15 protein-coding genes are annotated in these 25,695 nt (G+C 40.1%); 7 read left to right on the top strand and 8 right to left on the bottom strand.

Going from position 1 to position 25,695, the window contains the following annotated elements:
- Positions 1 to 24 precede the first annotated feature (24 nt).
- Complete coding sequence (locus KO525_RS09990; protein WP_215963662.1) at positions 25 to 1,179, bottom strand: hypothetical protein; 1,155 nt, start codon at positions 1,177 to 1,179, stop codon at positions 25 to 27.
- Between the two features lie 40 nt (positions 1,180 to 1,219).
- Positions 1,220 to 2,440, bottom strand: coding sequence for a glycoside hydrolase family 105 protein (locus KO525_RS09985; protein WP_215963661.1), 1,221 nt, complete (start codon positions 2,438 to 2,440; stop codon positions 1,220 to 1,222).
- A gap of 495 nt (positions 2,441 to 2,935) precedes the next feature.
- On the opposite strand from KO525_RS09985, the gene KO525_RS09980 reads away from it, so the two are divergent.
- The 4 genes from KO525_RS09980 to KO525_RS09965 all read left to right on the top strand — a co-directional run bounded on the left by KO525_RS09980 (position 2,936) and on the right by KO525_RS09965 (position 10,613).
- Positions 2,936 to 5,812: an alpha-L-rhamnosidase gene (locus tag KO525_RS09980; protein WP_215963660.1), complete on the top strand. Its 2,877-nt coding sequence runs from the start codon at positions 2,936 to 2,938 to the stop codon at positions 5,810 to 5,812.
- A gap of 217 nt (positions 5,813 to 6,029) precedes the next feature.
- Positions 6,030 to 7,388, top strand: a complete 1,359-nt coding sequence (locus KO525_RS09975) for a sulfatase (protein ID WP_215963659.1) — start codon at positions 6,030 to 6,032, stop codon at positions 7,386 to 7,388.
- 106 nt (positions 7,389 to 7,494) lie between these two features.
- Positions 7,495 to 9,231 carry a BNR repeat-containing protein gene (locus tag KO525_RS09970; RefSeq protein WP_215963658.1) on the top strand — a complete coding sequence of 579 codons (1,737 nt, stop codon included), beginning with the start codon at positions 7,495 to 7,497 and terminating at the stop codon, positions 9,229 to 9,231.
- A 437-nt stretch (positions 9,232 to 9,668) separates the two neighbouring features.
- Complete coding sequence (locus KO525_RS09965; protein WP_215963657.1) at positions 9,669 to 10,613, top strand: heparin lyase I family protein; 945 nt, start codon at positions 9,669 to 9,671, stop codon at positions 10,611 to 10,613.
- A gap of 48 nt (positions 10,614 to 10,661) precedes the next feature.
- Here KO525_RS09965 and KO525_RS09960 read toward each other — a convergent pair whose 3' ends face one another.
- From KO525_RS09960 to KO525_RS09935, 6 genes are all read right to left on the bottom strand, one after another.
- Entirely contained in the window at positions 10,662 to 12,494 is a 1,833-nt protein-coding gene (locus KO525_RS09960) for a glycoside hydrolase 43 family protein (RefSeq protein ID WP_215963656.1), read from the bottom strand.
- A 32-nt stretch (positions 12,495 to 12,526) separates the two neighbouring features.
- Entirely contained in the window at positions 12,527 to 14,950 is a 2,424-nt protein-coding gene (locus KO525_RS09955) for an alpha-L-rhamnosidase N-terminal domain-containing protein (protein ID WP_252736834.1), read from the bottom strand.
- A 108-nt stretch (positions 14,951 to 15,058) separates the two neighbouring features.
- Positions 15,059 to 17,233, bottom strand: coding sequence for a hypothetical protein (locus tag KO525_RS09950; protein WP_252736833.1), 2,175 nt, complete (start codon positions 17,231 to 17,233; stop codon positions 15,059 to 15,061).
- A 66-nt stretch (positions 17,234 to 17,299) separates the two neighbouring features.
- On the bottom strand, positions 17,300 to 17,614 hold the full coding sequence (gene rhaM, locus KO525_RS09945) for an L-rhamnose mutarotase (protein WP_215963654.1): 315 nt from the start codon (positions 17,612 to 17,614) through the stop codon (positions 17,300 to 17,302).
- A gap of 69 nt (positions 17,615 to 17,683) precedes the next feature.
- Entirely contained in the window at positions 17,684 to 18,607 is a 924-nt protein-coding gene (locus tag KO525_RS09940; protein ID WP_215963653.1) for a DUF4861 family protein, read from the bottom strand.
- A 108-nt stretch (positions 18,608 to 18,715) separates the two neighbouring features.
- Positions 18,716 to 18,943: a hypothetical protein gene (locus tag KO525_RS09935; RefSeq protein ID WP_215963652.1), complete on the bottom strand. Its 228-nt coding sequence runs from the start codon at positions 18,941 to 18,943 to the stop codon at positions 18,716 to 18,718.
- 143 nt (positions 18,944 to 19,086) lie between these two features.
- Between KO525_RS09935 and KO525_RS09930 the strand changes: the two genes are divergently transcribed.
- From KO525_RS09930 to KO525_RS09920, 3 genes are all read left to right on the top strand, one after another.
- Positions 19,087 to 20,541, top strand: a complete 1,455-nt coding sequence (locus KO525_RS09930) for a sulfatase (RefSeq protein ID WP_252736832.1) — start codon at positions 19,087 to 19,089, stop codon at positions 20,539 to 20,541.
- A 425-nt stretch (positions 20,542 to 20,966) separates the two neighbouring features.
- Entirely contained in the window at positions 20,967 to 24,125 is a 3,159-nt protein-coding gene (locus tag KO525_RS09925) for a TonB-dependent receptor (protein WP_215963651.1), read from the top strand.
- Between the two features lie 140 nt (positions 24,126 to 24,265).
- On the top strand, positions 24,266 to 25,684 hold the full coding sequence (locus KO525_RS09920) for a BNR repeat-containing protein (protein ID WP_215963650.1): 1,419 nt from the start codon (positions 24,266 to 24,268) through the stop codon (positions 25,682 to 25,684).
- The last annotated feature ends 11 nt before the right edge of the window (positions 25,685 to 25,695 follow it).

Here is a 25,695-nt window from a genome sequence, read left to right as displayed (position 1 = left end):
CTTGCTTATCCCTTTCTCTACTAATTATTGGCTTCTCGAAATAACGAGAGCTTGCCATAGACTTTTAATTTTTTTTATTGATAAAACATCGCCTGGGTTTGTTACTGTGACTCGAATGACATCGCCTTTGCTAAGGTTTACTTTATCTGTAATAAAATAAAATTCGTTATTTAACGTGATAGAAGAGTTATTCTTAAAATTACCAATTATCTTGTCATTAATACGGATTGTGAACTCGATAGGTTGCACGTTTTGATGTGTGTCGTGCAAAGTCACTACTATCAACGAACTTGAACCTCTATCTTTATGACCTAGAGCCAATGTTGCCTCAAATCCATTATTGGTTTTATCGAACTTGAAACTTTCGGGTTTTATAATTCGTTTGTACTGTTTAATACCAAACAATTCCGTTTTTTCCTGTAAAGGCGGTGGGGCTAATCTTTTTGCAGCGATGCCTTTTCCTCTAGGTTGGTAGTTAACATCCTGAGTCAGCAAGAGTTTATCCAGTTCGCATCCGTCTTCACGCATTGAAATCATTAAAGTATGTACACCTTTTGTAGGTACATTAACACTAATGGTATTTGGGACGCCGCAATGATTACCGATTGTTCTCTGCGCTGACGACCAAGTCCATTTGTGTTTACCATGACAAAACTGAACGCGCTGGCTCGTTTCAGGCCAATGCCCGTTTAAACCGATATGAACGCCATTATCTTCACTGCCTGTACTAAAAGCGCGTGACCATACGTAGTATTTACCAGGCTTGTCAAAATATACCGGATAGGTTAATACGGCGACATTGCCGCCTTGTGCACTAAAATTCTCACCTCGAACAAGTGTTTCATAATGATTGACTCGCGTATCTGGCAAAATTTCAATATAACTTTTGCCGCTAGCGGTTTCGTAGTGCGGAAGATCAGCATCTGGATAATTATGTGTTGATGTATCTTCAGACATAACCAACCAGCGGCGTTTATGGTCTAAATGTTGGCTAGCAAAATTTTCAGCTTCAATAGCGATTAAATTTGTATTTTCAACCATTGAGCTAGGTGTGTTCAGTGAAGACTTAGCGACATACATAGTTGATGCTAGTGCAGGGTGACTGTTGCAGCCTGTAATGAATGCTAACAAGCAGATAATGAGTGCACTAGCTACTTGCCGCCGACGTACTGGTTGCATAGTTAAGCGCCTGTAGGACTTACATCGGCGAGAATACATTCTACTTTGTCCACTTGGTCATTTCGGATGCGGCAAGTAACACTGCACCTGCACCATATAATTGAGTGTCGGTTTTTTTCAAGGGATCAGGGGATTTTCCTACCTGTTGAACCCAGTTTACTCGACCATTATTCTGCACTGAGTTCACTAACGCGTTCCAACCTTTAATAACTGATTGTTTATAAGAATCATCAGTTAAAATACCATTATTTACCCCCCAAGCTAATCCATACGTGATGAAGCCTGTACCACTTACTTCCGGTGTTTTAACCTTATTTGGATCAAGCAATGAAGCCGACCAGTATCCGTTTGGGTTTTGTATTTTTTGTAAGCCAGCTGCATTTTTTTTAAAGAGCTCTATATATCGGACGCGAGAAGGGTGGTCCTTTGGTAAGTCATCAATGATTAAAGGTAAAGCCGCAAATACCCAACCGTTGCCTCGGCTCCAAAAAACAGGCTTTCCATTATCACTTTTCTGATCGAAATATCGGCTGTCGCGAAAATACAATCCATGTTTTTCAGAAAACAAATAGTTCACGGTTGCCCAAAACTCTTTGTCGGCAAAATTAATATATCTGTCTTCTCCAGTAATATTTCCTAATTTTATCCACGTTCTTGGAGCCATGAACAATGCATCGGCCCAACACCACCTATCTTGGCAAGCACCCTCGTAGGCTTTAGGTCTTTTTTTGCTTGAATCCATTTCTAGTGTAACAGTTGAAGGATTTGCAAGTATTTGATCAAAAAGTTGTTTTGTCGGCTCAAATGCAAATTTGTTATTTGTTCTTTCAGTTAACCAAAGGTAGGTTTGTCCAATAGCATGGTCATCAGCATGTTTACCTCGAGATAACCTTAATGCATAGTTTTGCTCTTTTGCCATTGTTTCGATGTGACTTAACAAAACGTTATTATCGGTGACCTCTACCCATTCTGTTAATCCAATGTAAAACGCTGCTTGGATCCAATGTTGAGGTTTAGATGATGCATCGTGATATCGAGCGGCTAAATAATCATAATTATCAGCTTCAATTTGAGTTACCTGCCAATCTGCTACTCGCTGACCGATTTCTAAGGCTTGTTGCTGTATTGTCACCGTTGAAACTGCACCTGAATATAATTTATCACTACTTTTATCGGAAAATACATTCGAGATTGATTGGCAGGCGGTAAGGCCTAAATATGCCACCACGATGGTGAGTGCAATATATACTTTATTATTCATGTCAACCCCAGTCGATTATAGTCACTTCTAAGAGTGGTTTATTGTTTTTGAATTTATATTGTTCTTTTTTATACTTTGTTTAATATTTTTTTCTATCTTTAGATAAATCCTATCTATTTATTTATTATTGTTTTTTTTTAAATTATTGGAGTTTTAACCCGTTAAACGTCTAATGTATTATAAATACCACGACAAGTCATTGTAAGTCAAAATCGCTCATTTGTGCTTTTTTTTAAACATGTGGCGTGTTAAGGTTTATTTGCAGTTGTACAAAAAATAATAAATAAAATTAGAAGCAACGTTAAAGTTGCAGTATCAATAGGGATTACACATATATAAGTCTAAATAGCTAATGCTATTTGTTCTCTGGTCTTATGCCAGTAGTACTACCTTAGACAAATATCCAACCCTAATAAATCATCAACTTGTTCTTACTTACTCGCAATTATGTATGCGGCGATATAGGAAAGTGCTCGTTAAAAGGAGATGGATTTAATGAACAATACTCGGTATTTCGTAAACAAGGGCTGGTATGCCACTAGAATAGCGATACTTTTGCTTGTCGTTGCTAATGTTGTAGGTTGTGGAACTAAGCAAGATTTAGATCCAGCGCCTTCTAATTTATTGGTAGAAGGTAATCAGAATCCGCTTAATGTTCATAATCCAAAACCGAGTTTGGCTTGGTATTCCAATGTCACCACACAAAGCGCTTATCAGATTCAAGTCGCTACATCTGAACACTTAATATCCGAGGGCAGACCAGATTTATGGGATAGTGGGCAAATACAAGATCGACGTTCAGTTCATATCGCATATGAAGGAAAGCCACTTACATCGGGTATAGCCGTCTATTGGCGCGTTCGAGTTTGGGCTGAAGGTGACAAACCGCCACATAAATGGAGTGACATCGATTCTTGGGAAATGGGACTTGTTAATAAGGACGATTGGCAAGCGAAATGGCTAAAAATGGCTAAACCTCAACCCACTGAAATTACGCCAGCCGTTACGCAATGGATGCGATTTGCTGCAAACTTAGAAAATAAAAGTTTAACAAACAGCAAACTAAAAACTCAACAACGAGTATTAAAACAATTAGAAGCATCAGCAACAGCAGGTCTATTTAGACATGAATTTACATTAGACAGCAATAAATCAATCACTAAAGCTCGATTACATAGTACAGCTGGTGGCTACTATGAAATATATCTAAATGGTCGTAATGTGGATGATCGTATTATGGACCCGGGTCAAACCGATTTTGATAAACGTATTTTGTATAACACTGATGATGTTCAATCTTTTTTAAATAAAGGTGAAAATATCATCGCTGTGCATCTAGGCAGTGGTTGGTATGACGAAGATATTGCATTCAGCAAATGGACAAACCCTGATGCTAAATCGGGCTCAAAGCCAAAGCGCTCTTTGTCTTATGGTCAGCCAACTTTTATTGCCCAACTTGAAGTTACCTATGACGACGGCACTAAACAAGTGATTGCCAGTGACAAAAATTGGTTGAGCCATGTTTCTCCTGTATTAAAAGAAGGCGTATTCTCTGGCGAATTGTTTGATGCAAATAACGCTATCGCTGGTTGGAATAAAGATACCAATTTAGATTTGAGCAGTTGGCAAAAGGTAGAAGTGCTTGAGCAATGGCCTACAAAATCCCTCGAACCACAACTACAGCCCGCAATTAAAGCTGTTAAAGAAGTTAAGCCTGTAGACATCTTGAATCCGGAGCCAAATGTTTGGGTATTGGATTTTGGTCAAAACTTTACTGGTATTCCAACCGTTGATGTTAAAAGCCTTGGCCTTAAAAAAGGGCAAGCTGTGTATTTCCGTTACGCTGAATGGGTCACATCTAAAAATATGATCAGTCAAAAAAGTGGCGGCGGCGCGCCTTTATTAAAACAGGTGGACGGCTATATAGCGTCAGACGATGAAACTGAAAGCTGGACACCAATTTTTACTTGGCATGGTTTTAGGTACATTGAAATTCGAGGTTTGGAGCATGCCCCGGCTTTAGATTCAATAACCGCGCATTTAGTTAGAAGCGATGTTGAAATAGTAGGTAAATTTACAAGCTCTGATCCATTATTGAATCAAATACATGACATGGCCCTTTGGGGATATGAAAGTAACCTAATTGCATTGCCAATGGATTGTCCAATTCGTGAACGAGCTGGCTGGACTGGTGATGCTCATGCGGCAATGATCACTGGTAACTACAATTACAACATGGATAAGTTTTGGGACAAGTTTTTGGGCGACTTTCAAACCGCGGCATTTGTAGCGCCAGCAGTTGTGCCTGGTAAACGAACACATGGTGACAAGTTTGACTGGGCGGCAGCGGAAATTATGATCGCATGGGAACACTATCGCCACCATGGAGACATGCAATTATTGGCTGACCAATATGAGAGCATGGTTGAATACATGACAGCTGGTGAAGCAAAGCTAGAAAGTTCAATGTTACGAATTGGCTATGGTGACTGGTGTGATCCTGTAGTAAATCGCGGTGCGGACCGCGTAAACGGACGTTGTGCCTCTGAGCGTACAACTCCAACGTTAACAAGTTCCGCTTTGTTTGCTCATACTGCTAATTTAATGTCAAAAATCTCAACGTTATTAAATAAACCTGAAGGTACCGCTCACTATTCTAAGTTATTTAGGCAGATCACTACGCAGTTTAATACTGAATTATTTGACTCTACAAGTAATAGTTATGGAAGCCAAACAGCTGATGCGATGGCAATAGCGTTTGATATTGCGCCTCGAGATAAACACGCGGCGATAGCCAAAGCTATCAACGATGATGTGATTAACACATGGCAAGGTCATGCGTCTGTCGGTGCGTTGGGGCAAACTTATTTGTACCGTGCGTTAAGTGATTTTGGCTACGCAGATACGGCCTTTAATATTTTTAAAGCCAAAGGTTACCCAGGTTACGCTTACCTGCTAAACGAGCTTAATGCGACCACATTGTGGGAGCGTAAAGGTGGCTTTATTCCAGGCTCAAAGCAAGGTAGACATGAAGCCGAACCTGGCCGTTCATTAAACCATCCATTCCACAGCGGTTATGACGGTTGGTTTTATGAAGGCCTTGGTGGTATTCGTCCAATGGCTGACACCGTTGGATATCAAGATTTTGAATTAGCCCCGTTATTTGTATCTGGCTTAGATAGTGTGGATGTGTCTTACACAACCGGGTATGGGGAAATAAAAAGTCGCTGGCAACGTGATGGCGATCGTATCGTTTGGGATTTTGTAATTCCAAATAACTCAAGTGCGTTAGTGACATTACCTACCCTCGGTAAGCTAAAGCCCGTGAAATATTCTGCTGGCCAGCACCGCTTAGAGTTCCAAACACCATAATAAGTGACGGTATGGAGTTGGTTTCGCATATTTAGAAATAAATGGGAAGTCATCTCCAATATCGTAAAAGTAATCACAAAAACTATTAAAAAGTACAATAGTCGCAAACAGGCTTAATCAAATGAACCTATCAACTGGACATTGTAAAATAAAACAACTTGCTTATAAGACAAAGGCTCTGTGCGGGCTTTTAGTATTAGCTTTAGCTGGTTGCAACATGACTTCATTGCAATCTGACAAGCTAGATTCTTCCCGAGACACAAATAGTGAAAATAACCAAACACCGCCAAATATTGTTCTTATTTTATCTGATGATCATGCGTGGAATGACTATAGCTTTATGGGGCATGAGATTGTCAAGACACCTGCATTAGACCAGTTGGCGGCTGAGTCTGTGACATTTACTCGAGGCTATGTTCCGACTTCTTTGTGTCGGCCATCATTGGCCACGATAGCCACGGGGCTTTATGCTTCTCAGCACGGAATTACGGGCAACGATCCATCGCGCAATCTACCGGGCGGCAAAAAAGGGGCTGAATATCAAAAGCAACGCGGTGAAATTATTACAAAAATTGATAATGTTGCGACACTGCCGCAACTGTTAAAAGAAAAAGGCTACAAATCACTTCAAACAGGTAAATGGTGGGAAGGCAGCTTTAAGCGCGGCCGATTTGATGAAGGCATGACTCGTGGTTTTCCAGAAAAAGGCGGCCGTCACGGAGATGACGGATTAAAAATTGGTCGTGAAGGAATAAAGCCGATAACGAACTTTATCGACAAATCGACCTCCGAAGGCCATCCATTTTTAATTTGGTATGCGCCATATATGCCTCATACACCGCATAATCCACCGCAGCGCATATATAAAAAATACGCAAATTTAGGTTTGCCAACATCTATTGCTAAGTACTACGCGATGATCGAATGGTTTGATGAAACCAATGCTGAATTACTTGGATATTTAGAGGAAAAAGGGCTGAAAGATAATACATTGATTGTTTATGTATCTGACAATGGCTGGGTGACAAATCCAAGTCAGGCGGAACGTTTTTTACCGCGCTCAAAACAAAGCCCAGGAGAAAGCGGTGTTCGTACACCTATTATGTTCTCTTTGCCTAGTCAATTTAACGCACAAATGCGAACAGAAGCGGTGAGCAGCATTGATATTGTACCTACGGTATTAGCTGTAGCGGGTATTGAAGTTCCGCCTAATTTACCTGGTAAAAATTTATTGGAAAATCTAAAACAAGAAACGCCAATAGACCGTGATGCTATATTTGGAGAGGGATTTGCCCATGACATGACAGAGCTGAACAACGCTGAAAGCACTTTGTTATACCGTTGGGTGATCGCAGGCCAATGGAAGTTAATCTTAAGTTATGACGGAGCAAACATCAGTTACCAGAAGTACCACAAAGGTGTGTTAGAAGGCCCGAGGCTTTACAATATTTTAGCTGATGAACATGAAACAATGAATTTAGCAGAACAACATCCAGAGTTGGTAAAAGCTTTAAGCGATAAACTCACAAACTGGTATTCAGTAAAAGAACGCAACGTCTTAAAAAATAAAAGTTGATGTAAATTCGTGCCTCCCTAAAAGGGGCTTTTAAAGCCTTTATTGTTGGGTTGAAATCTAAACCCAATAATTTGTTTCTATTAATTTAAACAGAAGCTCAATTACCATGAATAACGCATTAAAACTTACTATAGCTGCGGTGATATCAGCGTCCGTAATTACAATATCTGCATGTGCAATCAAACTACCGAGTCAGCCTGTTCTAGCAGAGACAGAGAGCAATTTTTTTGAAAAAAGGTCTGAATTAATAAATAAATATTCTCTTCAAGATCCTACATTTTCGGCTTTAATAAATGAAAAACAAAATGGAAATACAGCTAACGCTACTTATAACAGTGAATATTGGCGCTGGCGGATAGATCAGTATTTATACGGTCAGTATGTTGAGTTTCAACCTGTTTATGATGCTTACACCGAAGGCAAAAAATTTATTGAAATTTACAACCTGCCTGCAGAAAACTTAAGTTCGAATAGCAAGAAAACCAATCATCAACCGCAACTGCCCAAAGGTTTCTTTACAGAAAACTTACCGGGAAATACTTACACAGGTTGGCACCAACTCATTGGTGATACGGTATATGTGACTTACCAAGGACATTTAACAGACCCATATGTTGCTAGTTACAACTTACGCACAGACAAATGGGATGGGCCTTACAAAGCGGGACACAGCACCCTGTCAAAAGGTGAACGCAAAATTGACAGCCATGGGCGGCCCATAATTGAAGTAGATAATCAGGGTTATATTCATATTGTATTTGGTGGCCATGGAGGAGAGCGTGAAGATGGGTTAAATCCATTATCGATAGACACTCCCCATGCTGGTGGCCGAATGAAACATGTGGTTTCTAGCAAACCATATGATTTATCTTCATTTTCAGAAAAAAACGACATCACGCCTTTTGCTTCTTATACCAAAAGTTACAAGATGGCCAATGGCGACATTTATTTTTTTACTCGCGCCGGTACTCATAAATCTCCATGGTTATATTACAAAATGAAAAATGGTTCACAAACGTTTGAGCCGCCAGTCACTATTACTTGGCCAACGCCCGATCATAGCGACCCGATAACCGTTCACACTCATTACATTAATCCGTTAAAAATATCGGACACTGAAATTGCAATTACCTCACTTTGGCATGCTTGTAATTTTAAAGAGATCCACGATAAAACACATTACAACCGTCTAAACCTTTATTACATGGTGTTAGATACGACGGACGGCTCGTTTTATAACGCAAATAAAGAAAAATTAACCTTACCATTAACATTGCAGAGCAGTAACCAACACACTTTAGCCTACAACTCAGAAAAAGCAGGTGAAACCAGTTTCGGCACAAGACCACTTATTCTAGGTGATGGCAAAATTGCAGCGGCTTACGAGGCGAAGGGGGAAGGGTATCGCGAATGGCGTATGGCTATTTTTGACAATGGTAGTTGGACCCATGGACACCCTATGCCTGGTACAAAAAATCGTACATTAGTAGACACCGATGGCAAAAAAGTTAGCAAGATTTTTGCTTTAGAAAAGCTTGGAAAACAGAGTGATACAGCGGCGGTTGCTTACCGCAATAGTAAAGGGGAAAGTGTTTTTGCGATAGCTAAACAACGCACTAACCGTAGTACTAAAGCGGATAATCTGCTTAATAGTCAAGACTGGCAAGTGGATAAAACTTATTTTAACGTCGATAAAGGCAAGTTATTAGTGAAGCCTGTTGCCAATGAAACAGGGGAAGTAAAAGCAATTATTGTGAATGTTAGAAAAGCGGGTTCGCAACGACTTTACTTATGGCATGACGGCGAGTTTCGAGCAAATAACTTGGTCCAACAAATCAATTAGGCAGAAAAGCTAGCTGTTCAAAAGCTACGCTCATAGCTAACCCAACTAATGTTTTGATTGGGTTGGCATGACAAAGTGCTAACGTTGTTGCCATTATTCGAAACAATGGGATCTGTGATTTCTTCGTAACAAATATTTTTTGCGCGTGACAAACTCGACTTAGCGATCAGTGTTTAAAACTCAAAGCTCCCATTCTGAACCGAAAATCTATGCCTGCTAGGCAACCCGAGCAGCTCAAAACATATAGGTCAAACTGAAAATAAAGTGTATTTAGAATGGAGAATAGCCATGTGTACCATGACTTTAAAATGCAACGTCAGTTAGCCGTGATTAATGTTTAATCATAGATATCTTATTTCGAATCACAATTGAAACGACAAAAGTAGGCAAAAATGAATAAACGAATTTTTACAATAATTTTAATAAGTGTTGTGCTAATGGCATGTAAGACTGCGCACGATAAAATAATTTCAGAGGAGACTGGCAGAACGGTCGCGGAAAATTATGCGATTGGTGAATCTTATGTTGGCAATAAACCTATTCAAAGACATAAGTCTGTTGCCTATGAGTCATTTTCTGGTGCTGGTTGGAATGCGGAAAATACAACAATAAATATTTATACACCAGGTTTAAATAACCAATTACCTGAATTCTTTTTCTTTACTCAATTTCAGGGACCACATTCTTTTAAGGTGGAGTCTGAAATTGTCCGTTTAGGTAAGCATTCAGCCAAATTACATTGGAAACATCAACACCCCGAACAGTGGAATGGTGACCCAAATAAATTAGACAATACAGATCGAAAGGCCATGTTTCATGGAAAAAGAGCGAGCACCAATAGTACAACACTTTGGTATGGTTTTAGTGCTTATTTTCCAAGTGTTGACTTTACGTTAACAGGCGATCAAAGAGCTTTGTTTTTTCAGTTGCACGGAGCAAAGGATAAAAATGGTGAACCAAGCCGAATACCGCCAATTAGCCTTACCATAGGAACAGATGGGTTTAGAGTTGGCTATTCATGGGACTCAAAGGAACTAAGTACTAGTATAAAAGGAGAGGGGGTCAATCACTTAAATTTACCGGTATCTTTACCTGAATATCAAGATCGTTGGGTTGATTTTGTGCTGCAGGTTAGAACCAATCCGTTTGAGGAAAAAGGGTATATTAGGCTTTGGATAGATGGTAAACGAAGAGTGAACCATCACAACATCCAATTGGGTTACAACGATAAAAATGGTCTGTACCCGTCCTATGGTTGGTATTTGTTTGGTACTAATTCAACACGAGATTCTGATGCTATTATGTATATTGATGAGTTACGTCAGATAGAAGGTGAAAACATCAATTACTATGATGTAGCACCGGGTTATTTTCATCATTAAAAAGTTAATGCTTCCATTGAGGTATGGAAGCATTGGATGTTAATTTTTCTATAAATCTAAAAGTTTATGTGCCGCTTTTGGTCCGTCATAATCATATAAGAACCAATCTATATCGATATGACCAGCGTCAGTATCGCGTTTTTCATTCCATGAGAAGAATCCTAAACGGTCACCAGTCCATTTACCAAAGGCAATGGTAAAGCTCGGGCCAAAGGCTTTGAAACTTACACCGTCAAAGCTGTACTCGTAAGTTGCTTGGTCACGGGCGTTAGAGGTACGCACGTATAAGTCATCTCCGGTGATTTCAGGGCCAACAACACGTTTAGCCATCTTATCCATGTAGAACAAATTCTTCTTACCATTGTTGTCAACTTGCACTCCGAGTAAGTTAAATACGCCACCATAACGCACAAAACCGCCTAGTTGATTGGGTTTCATTCCGGAAATATCAAACTTAGCAACAGCAGTGCCCGTCGTGATCCCCATCATACGTTGACTTAGTGTATTTGGGGCGCGCCAGAAGTCAGAGTCTGAACCGTCATTATTGGTCCATTCATTGATTTTAGGCCCAAAAGCCTTTGTATTAGGTAGTACTTTACTTGCTTTTAGGCGTAACCAACCCGGACGCTCGGATAATGACCAATGGCTATCACGTGGGTTGTGATTCCACTCCCATTGCATACCAAGTTGCGAAGATGAGAAATCATCATCTGAACTTGGTGCAGACACTGGATATCCATCTATTGGTTTTTTGTGACGTTTTACCGGCTCACCTATGCCATCGTTATCTTCGTCAAAACCTATTATCGGCCAACCATCAACCCAAGTAACCGGATCGAGCACCTGCGGTCGACCTTGAAAAGGGATATCGTCATTTTGAATTAGCTGATGCATATACCACCAAGAACCATCTGGTGCTTGCATTAAACCACCTTGGCTGGCGCTACGATTGTTAAACTCTTTGCCTTTTTCAAGAACGGTTTTCACTTCGTACGGGCCATAAATACTTTCTTTTGAACGCAACACGAGTTGTTTTCGGTCGTTTTTGGGATTTTTAACTCCAGGTTTTGTCGACTTATCACCCATGGTCCACTGTGCCATGAATATATACCAAGTGCCGTCAATTTTATAAATTTTAGCAGCCTCTGCACCCATGCCGGTATATACAAGCTTGCCTTCGTCTAGGATTTTAGTACCATCCCAGCTCATTTCATAAATGCGGTTTTCATTGCCTTCGATCTTGTTGTCAGATCCTTTTTGCTTCTTACCGGTATTGATGATGACGTATGCTTTACCAGTATCATGGTCCCAATAAACAGCGGGATCGTCTAATACATCGGCATGTGGCAGCATCATGATTGGGTCACTCCACGGACCTTCAATCTGGTCAGCCATAGTGACCATTAAACCGTGTTGGTAATCAATTTGATATACATACCATTTGCCTTCGTGATAAGCGATATCTCCGGCCCAAGTTCCAAATGAATAACCGTTCATTCGATCCCAATTGTATTCGGGCGCCCACGAAAGCTTAGGGAATGCATGACCTACATTTGTCCAGTTGACCATATCTTTTGATTTTAAGATTGGCATACCAGGCGACATGTGTTGTTTTGAGGTGATCATGTAATAAGTATCACCAACTTGCTCGATATCGGAATCAGGGTAGTCCGCATTTAGTATTGGATTGATATAAGTGCCATCTCCTTGATCACCAAAGCTTCCTGTTTTGGCCGGGATGAGTTGCGAATCAGCAACCGTTTTGTCGCCTTCCAGTTGATGAGTGATTGCATTACAACCTACTAAAAGTGACGTTGCTAACAAAGAATAGCTTGCCAATTTTAAGGTGTTTGGACGTTTTGTATTTGTTGATTGTTTCATGTCAGGCTTTCCTATTTATTATTGATTGCCAGTTATTTGCGACTTACGATAGACCACGAACCCGCGGCCAATCTAAATTTAAGATATTTGTGATCTTCACCAACATAGCTGACACCATCGATGGCGACGTTTGGCTTGCCATTTAACCAGACTTGCTGGCCATTAATGGCGACGTGACCGATGTTAAAATAAGCCTTAGGTATTCCTATCACGGCGGAGGACATTTTCGGTGACGTTAAATTCATAGTGATTTGTTGTTCTGTTCTTTTGATATCAAAATTTATGGGGCCTTTTACACTCGGTACGTTTTGTTGCACATGTGTCATATGGGCCATATTTGGCATAACTTGGTAAGTCCTCCATCCGACATCGGTTGGAGTGATGCCGGCAATATGTTGACTGAGTACTGTGCTTGGGGCATTCCACGCATGGTTTTCAGTACCACCCGATGGTAAGTATTCTGCCAATGTTGACAAGGCCGGGTTATTCACTTGTTTTGCATAACGCTGTTTCATGCGTGTTAGAGCGTCGTCGTAACGACCTGCTATTGCCATGGCGTTGTAGACCATCCATTCAAAATGTGGGCTAGCAAAGTGATTAGGTAGCAACACATTATCGACAATTTGTTGGTACTGTGAGGTATCGGCTAGTCCAAATAAAATAGCGAGTGCATTGGCTCTGTCATCTTTAAATTTATTTGGGTTACTACTGTAAAAGCCTTTTTGCCAATAATGTTTTTGGTAGGCTTGTTTTAAAGCGGCAATGCGGCTGTTGTAAAAACTCATGTGGGTTGTATTACCTAATTCAACCGCCATTTTTCTCGCCGATACAAGAGCACTGTAATACAGGGCATTTTGTATAGCGTCATAATCAATGGTGTCCTGTGGGCCCCAATCGGTCCATTTCCAGTGCCCAGTTCTAAATGTGGCCAAGCCATTTTCCTTGGTGCTCCACAAAGTTAAGTATTTGTGGACATAGGGGTAGGCAAAGCTAAGAGTTTCTTTGTCTCCGGTATTAAAGTAATAGTGCCAGATCCCCTGTTCAATAAACTGGAGACTTTGGGCTGGCAATTCACGAAAGCGTCCAGGTCCTAGCCCCGCAAATATACCGGTTTCAGAGTCGCTAAAGGCCAATGTGACTTTGATGGCTTTTTTGAGTAGATCACGCCCTGGTTTATCCATTGAGTAAAATAAATAACTGGCTTGGTCTGCAACATCGCCAATCCATAATCCACGTTCTCGGTCTGGGGTATCCATGAAGTTATCACGCGCACAAATGTACAATGTATTTTCTGCCATTTGCCAAATTCGGGTATACCAATCGTCGCTCGACTCAAAATGTCCAGGGGCTGAGCCAACGCCTGTCCAACGGTATTTTAGCCCATGAACTACAACACCTTTTGGAAACGTGTACTCAATTAATCTACCATTCATCCACGAAAATGATTCAAACTGTTGGCGACCGGCTTTGGTAGTGTAAAACGTTTCGATGGTGTTGAGTCGCATATTGGAATCTATGTTTACCTGTAAGCCTGCTTGCGCATCGATATCAAAATAAGGAGTGAAATTTTTATTAAAATCTAGTTTGCATTTGATTTTTTTACCGTCACTTACAAATGGAAATACTGAATCAGGTAAGTTGGTGCAATTTGCTAAACCGTAATTATTTAAAATCGGAATTTCACTTGGATAAAGGTTATAAAATGGTGCACGAGGCGGGCGATGCATTGATTTAGCCGGCAACCATTGTGAATCGTCAAATTCGGGCAAATACCATGCATTGTCTGTCCAATCGGCCATGTCTTGGCGGGCATCATAATTAATGCTCCATGCTGCCACTCGATAAGGCGGTGCTTTTTTGATTTGTTGATAAGATTGATGTTGCTTAGCCTTCCATGAGGCGTCTGATATTATTGCAGTGTCGCCGACATTTGTTTGAAAAATAAAGCCTGCTTTACTAGCAGAAATGTGGGTACCTTTTTTGCCATTGTCACCATAGTACCAAACGAGTGCAGCAATCGTATTCGAACCTTGTTTGAGGTAAGGTTTGATATCAACTTGGTCGTAATATTTGTTTGATGCAATTGCAAAATCATCAACACGAGGTGAGTTAACTACTGGACTTGGACCTCCTGTATAACCACCTTCAAACACGACCATTTCACCGTTAATCCAAAGCCAATATTTTGTGTCAGCACTGATATAGGCTATGACCTCTTGATTTGAACTCCCACTATTATTTTTGTTCGATGATAAGTTTTCTATTGTTACTTCTTTTCTCAGTGCAACCCAAGTGTTTGGTATGCCAGCCCTTTGTTTTGTCCATATCCATTCTGCTTGCCAATTTAATGATTGCTCAACTTTGTCAGAAACTGATGACACTGACACAGATGGCGCAGCGGTGACACTTATGGTTAAAAAGGTGGTTACGAAATAAAAAAAGAATATTGCCTTCATCATTTTTCCCTGTTGAGTGTTTTATTTTTATATTTTTATATTCTATGTGGAATATCACTGATACCCAGTAAAGAGGTGCGATATTGTCGTCGCACCTTTGCATTTATTTTACTGCCGTTGCACTAACATTTTTTTGATGTCAGCAGGTGTTGCGAAGTTGTTTCCACCTACATTAGCGCCTGTAATCCACCAATAAACCATTCCAGCATCTGAACAATCGAACTTATTCGCTTGGAAGGGCACAATGCCGTCTTGTTCCGCATAAGCGAGCATTTCCCAGATAAACCGAAAGCCTAGGTGTTGGTGTTCTTTTGCCCAATCCCAATGATGAATTGGCGTTTGCAAGGTGACATTTTGATCACCGATTTGATGTTCTGTTACGCCAAAATCTAGTATTTGCTGCCATTCAAAATAGTCGCCACTATTGTCATTGGCAGGGTGGTGTGAAACTACGTGAAGGTATTGGTGTTTACTCTTGTTAGACTGCTGCAAAGCGTAACCAATTAAGTCTGGTTCACCGGCTTCAATTATCCACAGCGGGTCCTGCTCTGTAGAAGCGTTTATTGCATCAACTAAATCTTGTGTTGCTCCCTGTTGGTCAACTCGGCAGTTGTAGTAGTTACGAAGGTTTTCGAATGGACCGAACAGTTTAACTGACTCACCTGCGAGCTGGTGTAGAACTTTCTGGCGGCGCGCTTCGTTGGATTTGTCTATTTGATGTTTTGCTTTGTTACGAAACGGGTCAAGGTCGCATGAGTGTGATACGTGTACCAGTCTTTCTGCTAGTCCAGACTGTTTTAATAAACCAAAGATGACAGGTGTTGCACCAATATCGTCAGGATCAGGGGAGTTACCATCGGCTATTATTGCGATTCGACCACTCGGAGGGTTAACTTTATCAAGTGTTACGTTAGTCACATATCGTTGCCAAAAAGAATGAACGGAAACCGTAGTCTGGCCTTGGTTTAAGATCCACCAAATTTCAACATGGTCAGAAAAGTCGACACCGCCATTTGGAATTGAAGAGTATGTTGCGTTAAATCGACTTTCTTTAACGATTTTATCAGCTAATTGCCAAAGCGTTTTTGCATGTTTTTTTACGTTGTCTTCTGATGTGGCCGTTGCAATCCATTTACTGTCTTGTTCGACGTAGATTGGCGTAAATGGACCTCTGCGATTTTTACGGACAAATACTTTTTTAGGTTTGTTGCCGTCAGAAATAGCTTTGTAATTGGTTTTGGATTTTACAAAATCGAGATCTTTTGGGCTGGTTTGTTTCTCATTCCAATCGCTGTGTTGTACGATTATGACGTTGTTTTTAATGACGGATTCATGAACACCTGAACTTATGAGAGCTTCAACCCAGTCGCGAGTAAAATTGGATTGACCAGCTTCTTGAACCCATACTCTTCCGCCTTGAGATAACACTGCACGAACTCTATTGTGTACAAAGTTGACCGACATCTGCCAGTTTTTATGAGCATCTGTCCACATAAGGTTTTCTCGACCAAACGCCATTTTCATCAACGAGTTGGCGTTTATGTATTCCCCTCCTTGATTGCCAACGGTACCAGCAACCGCAATTAGGTTCACACCGTCCATATCTGAGTGTTTCATCATTGATCCTAATGCTGCTACTGCGTGCACATCGTCGATATCCGGCTGAAAATCAAATTGTGAAATGAGTAAATCTTTGGAACGGTCAAAGTGTGGGCGTTGACTATTTTTAGGAAATGGAAGCAATGGTTTTTGATCAAATGCTAATTGCTGCCAGCGACCACGCGCCCAAGCGGTACCGCCATGCTCTGGTATCTGACCGTTGGTATCTGCATTTGATTCGATGCCGATGGTATCGCCAGCGTTTAATTGGATGTCGCGCCACGTGTGACGATGCGGTTTAAGGTCTCGCTTGGAATTGGGTCCAATATACGGATTGCGATAAGTCGCTACAACTTGATTATTGACAATCAGGCGATAGAGTGACTCACCGTCTTCTTCCGTTAATGTGGTAATAGTAACGTTATATGTACCAGTAGATTCGGTAAATTCACGTGTCGCTCTTGCAAAAAGACTTCTATATTCAATGATACGAGCATCAATACCGAGCGCGTTATTTCGTTTGTCATAATAGTAAGGCACATCGCCTAAGTTAACTTCACTAAACTTTTGATTTACGTCATAAATGATTGAACTTGAGGAAGTATTTGACGTTTCGTATGAGGCTTGCACAGTCGTCTGTTCGTTAGCACAGCCAAGCGGTATTGTTACAATAAACGTACACAATAGTAATCTTTTTATAATCAAGGTATTTTTAACTATGTTAGGAGCTAGCACGTTGATAAACCCTCTTTATTCGAGATGAAAAACTTGAGGGATTTCATTCACAACAGGCGAATTGTCCTCATGCGTTTCCATTATGTCAGCCATAAATGCCCACCACTTCTTAACAATGGGTTGCAGTGGCAATTGGTCCATAGTGTTGTCTTCTGTTCGTTTTAATACAGCAAATAATTTGTTAGATGTATCTTCAAAATATATTGAATAGTCAGACACTCCGGCAGCTTTTAAAGCAATAACCAACTCTGGCCAAATTTCGTCATGACGTTTTTGATACTCTTTTTCATGTCCAGGCAATAAGGTCATTACAAAGGCAATTTTTTCCATATGATTATCTCTTTTATTAAGTGTTTAATTGCACAGGTCGAGATTAAAGACCTGCGCAATAAAGTTATGTTATTTGATCATTCGGGCGTCAAGATAGTTTGACCATTGCTTGTTAGATGTAATTTCTCCCGCTTTTTGCCAAGCAAATCCTGCTTGATAAGAAAGCTTGCCCTGAGAGTCGGTATGGGTAAAAGCCCAAATATGACTTTCATCTTTTATGTTACTTGGCATATGTTTGATGTTGGTTACAGTACTCGGTTCTAATAAGGCACCGGTTCCAATACCTTGACCATCTATTAGTTCCCAAGCAGAAATGCGCCCGGTAGATTGATTAAAATATACTTTGGCTTTTTCATCGTGAGTGGCAATACCAACCGCAATTGGTAATTTGGCGGGCTTACCGTCTAAAGTAAATTCTGAATTAACTTTATATAATTGGTCACCTAGAGCCAACGAAATGGTTTTTGACTCTTTCACAATACCAATTGGTGTATACCATTCATAAACTAAGTTAAAGATTACTTCGTCACCACCACTTTTTAGTACTTTGTAACTTTTGTAGTTGTGTGCGGCATACGGTTTACCATCGATCCAGACTGCCGTACCGCCTACACCACGACTAATACCTGTGTGATATGGATCGTAACCCTCACCGTGGTCTACATGATATGAAATACCTTCTACGTGCGATTTATACCATTTGTCGATGATTGAATAGTCAACACGTTTAAGCCATGCATCAACTCCGCTTGAATGGCCTTTAAGTGGTGCTGCTGGGCCATACACTCGAAAAGCAACCTTATCGTTTTCCCAGGCAAAGTCGTCGCGACGCTCGGGAACAAAACGAGCGTAGGCCATGACTTTGTTATTGTTAGTAGCGCTATCTTTATTTGATCCAAAAATGTTTTCGGTATTCGAACAAGCCGTTAATATAAAGCTGGCCGCCAACGTTAAGGCTATTGATTTCAAGGAGGACTTTATAAGTGTATTCATGATTTTATCCTGTTTTAATGAGCTATCTTGCTTCTGCCGTAAGAATCGAATTGCTAACTAATATCGTTAATTTAACCCAAACTATTTCTGCAAAAACTTATGCACTTTTCAATTCCATGGGTATTGGTTTTGATTGATATTGTAGCTGGCGTTAAAAAACGCACGAAGGTAAGTCGTGTAACGAGTACAAATAAAGTTTGAATTTGTGATATTGATTGCTTCGACGTCACAAGACGATTTTTTGGCTTTCGACTCATCAAAAACATTGTCGGTATTAACATTACTGGAATCAAAGTAACGAACGCTATAGACCGAAAATGCTGCAACCAAATACATGTTTTAAACATACATTCCTCTTTTAATATTGATTGTAGATTATTATTTTTTGATTGATTTTGCATTAATGTGATTGTTTGTGCAATATTATTCTAGTGAACTTTAGAAAATTGCATAGAAAGAGAATCAATAAGAGAATAAAAATGAATAGACGAAATTTCATTCTAGGCTGTGGAGCGGCAGTTTCCGCTACGATGGTATATCAAAGTAATTGGCTAAAAGAATTAAAGAAACAATACAGTAATGTTTTAATGTTAATCGTAGATGATTTGAATGATTGGATTGGACCATTGCATGGGCACCCAAATACAAAAACACCAAATATAGATCGATTGGCAAGTCAAAGTACGGTTTTTACTAATGCACATGCACCAGCTCCCTTATGTGGACCATCTCGGGCAAGTATTATGACCGGTTTATCCCCGTCTACAACGGGGATCTATGGTCATATCGACGATGATGAAATCAAATCTGCTAATGATAAAGCGGCACAATCAGTTTTTATGAGCGATTATTTTCGTCAACATGGATACCATACCGGGGCTGTTGGCAAAGTGTTTCATAAAGCTATTGCTACCGATAGTTTTGATGAATTTGGTGGAAGATCAAAAGGGTTTGGACCCTATCCAGATCAACGTATGAAATGGCACGATTCGAGGACCAATACAGACTGGGGACCGTTTCCAGAGCGTGATGAACAGATGCCAGATTATGATTCCGCAATGTGGCTAAAACAGCAACTTAATAAGAGTTATGACAAACCATTTTTTATGGTCGGTGGATTTTTACGACCCCATGTGCCTTGGCATGTTCCGAAAAAATGGTTTGATTTACACCCAGTGGATACCCTCACATTACCGCCGTATCTAGAAAACGACCTAGATGATGTTCCAGATATTGCAAAAGCTGTTTCAGAATTGCCACAAATGCCAACGACAGAATGGGCAATTGAAAATGGTGAATGGCGAAATATGGTACAAGGCTATTTGGCAAGTGTTTCCTTTGTGGATAGCTGTATAGGTAAGGTTTTAGATGCGCTAGATGAGAGTCCCTACCGGGATGATACAGTAGTGGTGTTGTGGGGGGATCATGGATATCAGCTTGGCGAAAAGAGTAAGTTTGCCAAAATGGCACTGTGGGAACGAGCCACTAGAACACCATTAATCATAAAGCCGCCGCGGTCTTCAAAATCTCAGGTGAGTGATCAGCCCGTCAGTTTATTAGACTTATACCCAACATTAGTCAGCATGTGTGGTTTGCCTAAGAACCCTCTTAATCAAGGACAGGATATCTCTCCTTTATTGCACAAGCCGGATTTAAAGTGGCACACACCTGCTGTAACAACTTATGGTCCAAATAATCACGCTGTTAAGAGTCAACGTTATCGGTATATTGTTTATGCTGATGGAAGCGAAGAGCTATATGACCATCAAAATGATCCAGATGAATGGCATAATGTCGCACTCGAGCCTAGTTTTGCTTCAGTAAAGTTAGCATTAAGGCAACATTTACCGCAGGTGAATGCACCATGGTCCCCGCATTCTCACTATACTGGCAATGACTACTTTAAAGACCTTAGTGATAATGCGGTAAAATAAACTCACGTATTATTATTTAGGACTTGGATTTATCCTCGTTACAATACAAACATCAGAAATTTTAGTTACCTAAGAAATCTATCAATTTAAAAAATTAAACATATATCAATCATGTGTGACTTATTTTGACCTGTTTTGGTGGTTTGTGTGGTTAAAAAATAGAGTTAACACTCTATTTAGATCTTTTTATAAAGTATCTGGCTCTGTTTTGTGCATTTAAATCAAGCATTGTTTTTTTATAAGTTATTGAAATTAAATATTTAAATGCGGTTTTTGAGGTTTTTGGATTGCATTTGACCTAAAATGACTTGTTTTAATCACTTTTAGTGTTATTATCATGAATACGATTAGATTTAATTCATTTTAAGGTGAATTAAATTGTGTTGATAAATAACAATAAAAAAACTAAAGACAGGGGACAACACATGTCTAAAAACCGCAACTTAGAAAATAATTCAAATAAACGTGCTGCGTTAGCTAGCTCAGCGTGTTTACTGTTTGCTGTGAGCTCACCAACATTAGTTGCACAAGAAGTAAATGCTGCAATTACAAAGAAGCCGGTTGAATCCGATGTTGAAGTTATTGAAGTGCAAGGTGTACGTGGCGCTTTAGAATCAGCACTGAATACAAAACGTGAGGCATCTAGTATTGTAGATGCCATTTCAGCAACAGATATTGATGCGTTGCCGGCTCTCGATTTTGGTGAAGCATTACAAGCATTACCTGGTGTTCAACTTGATCGCTCTAATGAAGGTAGAACCTCTGAAATTAGCTTACGTGGCCTGTCGGGTGGTTTTATTAAAACTACCGCTTTTGGTCAGAGCTTTGCAACCCCGAGCCGCAGTGCTGGACCAACAGGTGGTTCTAACCCATTCTCGGCTTTTGAAGCTGGCGTATTTGATGGTGTGACTTTAGTTAAAACACCAACCGCCGATATGCAGGCTGGCGGCATGGCGGGTGTCGTTGATAAGCAACTCCAGCGAGCTCTTGCTAAGAAAGATGGTAAATATAGTGTTAGCGTTGGTGGCCGCTTAGAAGAATTGACCAATAACTGGGATAAAAGTATTAAGTTTTCTGCTTCTAAACACTTAATTGAAAATGAACTTGCAGTGGCCTTCAAATTATCAGCCTCAGAGCAAACTTTCCGCCGAGACCTAGTTCAATTTACTCAGTATACCTCTCTTGATGATTCAACAAATCTTGGGCCAGTTTCTCAAAATATAGATGCATACAAAGCAAAATATGGCCTCGATTCAGACGCTGATGTTCGTGCAATTGCAAGTGGTCGTAATGTAAGTGAGTACAGTGAAGGTGATCGTTTTTCATTTACTGGTAACATCGAGTGGCAACCTATAGATAGTCTTAAAGTTGGTACGCATTTATTGTACACAAAACGTGATTTAGACGAAGGGACAAAAGAAGATACTAATTTTTCAGCGGGGCTACACCCAACTCGTGACGATCGCCATCAATATCATGCTGGCTTGGAGCCAGATATGGATACCGCCCCCTTCCAATACGATACGGATGAATCTGGCAACCCAATTTATTTGGTTAGCTCATCAGAGTTTACAAACGGAGCATGGCAAGTCACAAACCGTAAAACAACGTTTTTTGAAGAAGCAAAAGGTGCAATGTTATATGCCGATTATATGGTTGATGATTGGGCGTTTGATGGCGTTGTAAGCTATTCTAAATCAGAAAACCAGTTTTTAAATGTGGGTTTGGATTTTCGTCACATGGAGCACCACAACGCATCACTTACCCATAGACCTGCCGTGGGCAGTGCAATACCAGTAGACTCTGTTGCTACAGGTATTAATGGTACTTTAAATACAGGCCAAGGCACTATGGGAGCTATGGAGATATCAGCAACAGGCTGGGATGACTATAACTACAATAATTTGAACTGGTCTCAACCGAATCATTCATCAGCTAGCGTTACTTCGATGGACCCTTCAAACAATGGCCGTCGAGTCGGGCATTATGTTGACGGTCGAGTTGACAATCCAACGCGTGAAATGAAATCTGCAGAATTTAATGCGGAGCGTTATGTCGAGTTTGGTTTTGGTAACAAGCTTAATTTCAATACAGTTCAATTTGGTGTTCGTTCCAGTGTCGAAATTTTGGAAAATCGCGACCAAAAAATTGGTGCCCCAGGTATTAATGAACAAAATATCGATAATAATTTCTTTAGTAACGATATTATAACTGAAGGTCAGACAGCATTTTTTAATGGTAATATCCCAGGCACGTTTGGAGTTAACTCCGGCTGGTTAACGTTAGATACTCCTTATGTTAACAGCCGTTTACAAGATGGGATGGACGATCTAACACAGGTGACAGAAGACAATGATTATGCGTTAACATTTGCGGACCCAAGCGGCTACTACGACCGTTTAAATAATGGCACCAAACTTCCTCAGCTTTATGCTAATAATTTTACAATAGATCAAACTATCAATGCTGCATATTTTATGACCAAGTTTGATGGTGAATTAGGCTTGGTATCTTATACTGGTAACTTTGGTGTTCGTTATGAAGAAACTATTAATGACTCTGTAGGTAAAAAGAGAGATGAAGTTGCAAAAACAGTTGAAGACTTTAAATTTGAAAGTAGCTATAGCAACACCTTACCTTCTTTAAATGTCGCATTTGAAATCGGTGATGACTTTGTTATTCGTAGTTCATATTTCAAAGCTTTAGTTCGTCCTAATCTTCGTGCTCAAAACCCTTCACTCAGTATTAACGAAAACAATTCCTCAATTGGTATAACATTACCTAAATCTGGCCTCAAACCGTATACCGCTGACAACTATGACTTATCAATTGAATGGTATAACCGTGAAGGCAGTGCTATATCGCTCGGAGTATTTCAAAAAGAAATTACAGGATTATTTTTACAAGAAAAATCATGTCCAAACCCAGGTGAATATTCGTTCATTGATGCACAATTTGGGGCGTTTGAAGGTGAAAACTCAGAGTTGCCTGGTAATTGTACTCAGGTAAATGCGTTTACAAATCCTGATACTGGTGAGGTAACAAATCGAAGTGTTACAGTTACTCGTCAATATAACTCTAATGACGAAATTCACCTTAAAGGTGTTGAGTTTGCAGTGCAGCAAAAGCTGGACTTTTTACCATACCCTTGGAATGGTTTAGGTGGGGTATTTAACTACACATATATTGATCAAGAAACTTATGAGCAGGGCGCTGAAGGTAGTGGCATTGTTGAAAACACAGACTCTAAGCTCTATAACGTTTCACCTCGTTCGTACAATATTATTGGTTATTGGGAAAATGATGGTGTGAGCGTTCGTTTAGCATATAACTGGCGTGATTCGTTTGAAATTAAGTACCCAGGCGGTTCGTACTACGGGACCGAAGACCGTACAACAAAAGCAAGCGGACGTTTAGATTTAGCTGCAAGTTATAACATTGCGAAGGGATTAAAATTAAACCTAAAAGCTTATAACTTATCCGACGAGCAAACATACGAATATTTTGGTAACGATGAACGAGCAGTAGCACGCCTTGACTACACTGGCCGTATTGTAGCACTTAGCATGAATTACTCATTCTAATCAACTTTGTGTGTGGTTAAGCCAGTTTCAAATTGGAATTGAACTGGCTTAACATTCTTTAAAATGCGGCCAGTTTTATACTGGCCGCAATTCATTTTAGCCAGATAAATCCTATTACAAATTTTTGGATAAGAGACAATATGAAAAACGTCAATACATTTTGTTGCCTATTTTTATCTACTTTTTTTAAATTCTCCCTGCTTGTTATTTCGTTGATATCTTTTAGTGGCTGTAAAAGTTTGATAGAAAAACAAGCTCAACTTCCTACTAATACTGAAACTCAAGTTACGAGTCTAGCTTTAGATAATGTATGGTCAGGGCATCGCATTAAACCTTATTTATTAACAAGAGGTAAAAATCAATTTGTTGGTTATTTTGATGCGAATCGCCAAATGACAATTGCGCAAAGAGAGATTGGTAAACCTTGGCGATATACAAAAGTAGACAGTTGGTTAGGCTGGGACAGCCATAATTACGTGACTATGGAATTAGATGCGGATGGTTTTCTTCATGTGATGGGTAATATGCATGGTGATAATCTTGAATATTTCAGAATGACTAGACCAATGAATGTCCGTTCAATCAAACGTGTAAATGTGATGGTTGACCGAGCCATTGAAAATAAAATGACTTATCCAGTTTTTATGTTAAACAAGCAAGGGGAGTTACTGGTTAAGTATCGTAGCGGCGGAAGTGGCAACGGTAATGAAATATATAATATTTATGATCGCAAAGATAAAACATGGTCACGACTTCATGCCAATAAATTTTTGGATGGTCAAGGGCTGATGAGCGGTTATTTTGAAGGGCCAACTAAAGGCCCAGATGGTAACTTTCATCTAATTTGGGTTTGGCGTAACACACCAAATGCAGCAACAAATCACAGTTTGTCTTATGCAAGGAGCGCAGATTTAGTGCATTGGACAGATTCTAATGGTAAACCTATTGCACTTCCATTAACCCTAGACCGTACCGAAGTTGTCGATCCTGTAGCGCCGTTTGGTGGCATGATCAATGGCAATGTAAAGTTAGGGTTTGATCATAAAAGTCGCCCTATTATTAGCTACCACAAATATGATGAAGCAGGGAACACACAGATGTTTCTAGCCCGAAAATCTAAATCGCAATGGCAATTCAAGAAAATCAGTGATTGGCAAGATTTTCGTTGGGACTTTAGTGGTCATGGTTCTTTAGGGCGTTTTCCGGTAAGGCCGCAGGCTCCGGAGTTAATTGACGACAATCAAATTGGTGTAATAGTCAGAAAAAATGACGATATTCTGCGCTTTATCGTTGACGCTGAAACTTTGAAAACGATTCGTATTGAAACAGCGGAATTGTACCCGTCTGAATTAGAGCCAATTACGGTGAAATCAAACCATAAATTGCTTTCTTATAGTGTGATGGATATGGAACATCGTGTGTTTAAGGGACTCGGAGATAAAGGCAAAAACGGTAGTGAATTTTACCTTTCGTGGCATAGCCAACCTGGAAATCGAGATAGGGCGCACACTAATATCTCTGAACCTAGTGTTTTGCTATTACATGAAGTCAAAAAATAAATATTCATACA

It is taken from the genome of Psychrosphaera sp. B3R10 (genome assembly GCF_018861025.1).
GTDB lineage: Bacteria > Pseudomonadota > Gammaproteobacteria > Enterobacterales > Alteromonadaceae > Psychrosphaera > Psychrosphaera algicola.
This window is presented reverse-complemented; position numbering and strand designations above follow the sequence as displayed.

What these genes read in the sequence shown, in the direction of transcription:
- KO525_RS09935 (WP_215963652.1), bottom strand. Translation starts at nt 18,943, where the DNA reads ATGTATTTGGTTGCAGCATTTTCGGTCTATAGCGTTCGTTACTTTGAT.
- KO525_RS09930 (WP_252736832.1), top strand. Translation starts at nt 19,087, where the DNA reads ATGAATAGACGAAATTTCATTCTAGGCTGTGGAGCGGCAGTTTCCGCT.
- KO525_RS09965 (WP_215963657.1), top strand. Translation starts at nt 9,669, where the DNA reads ATGGCATGTAAGACTGCGCACGATAAAATAATTTCAGAGGAGACTGGC.
- KO525_RS09940 (WP_215963653.1), bottom strand. Translation starts at nt 18,607, where the DNA reads ATGAATACACTTATAAAGTCCTCCTTGAAATCAATAGCCTTAACGTTG.
- KO525_RS09990 (WP_215963662.1), bottom strand. Translation starts at nt 1,179, where the DNA reads ATGCAACCAGTACGTCGGCGGCAAGTAGCTAGTGCACTCATTATCTGC.
- KO525_RS09925 (WP_215963651.1), top strand. Translation starts at nt 20,967, where the DNA reads ATGTCTAAAAACCGCAACTTAGAAAATAATTCAAATAAACGTGCTGCG.
- KO525_RS09955 (WP_252736834.1), bottom strand. Translation starts at nt 14,950, where the DNA reads ATGAAGGCAATATTCTTTTTTTATTTCGTAACCACCTTTTTAACCATA.
- KO525_RS09985 (WP_215963661.1), bottom strand. Translation starts at nt 2,440, where the DNA reads ATGAATAATAAAGTATATATTGCACTCACCATCGTGGTGGCATATTTA.
- rhaM (WP_215963654.1), bottom strand. Translation starts at nt 17,614, where the DNA reads ATGGAAAAAATTGCCTTTGTAATGACCTTATTGCCTGGACATGAAAAA.
- KO525_RS09920 (WP_215963650.1), top strand. Translation starts at nt 24,266, where the DNA reads ATGAAAAACGTCAATACATTTTGTTGCCTATTTTTATCTACTTTTTTT.
- KO525_RS09960 (WP_215963656.1), bottom strand. Translation starts at nt 12,494, where the DNA reads ATGAAACAATCAACAAATACAAAACGTCCAAACACCTTAAAATTGGCA.
- KO525_RS09980 (WP_215963660.1), top strand. Translation starts at nt 2,936, where the DNA reads ATGAACAATACTCGGTATTTCGTAAACAAGGGCTGGTATGCCACTAGA.
- KO525_RS09975 (WP_215963659.1), top strand. Translation starts at nt 6,030, where the DNA reads ATGACTTCATTGCAATCTGACAAGCTAGATTCTTCCCGAGACACAAAT.
- KO525_RS09970 (WP_215963658.1), top strand. Translation starts at nt 7,495, where the DNA reads ATGAATAACGCATTAAAACTTACTATAGCTGCGGTGATATCAGCGTCC.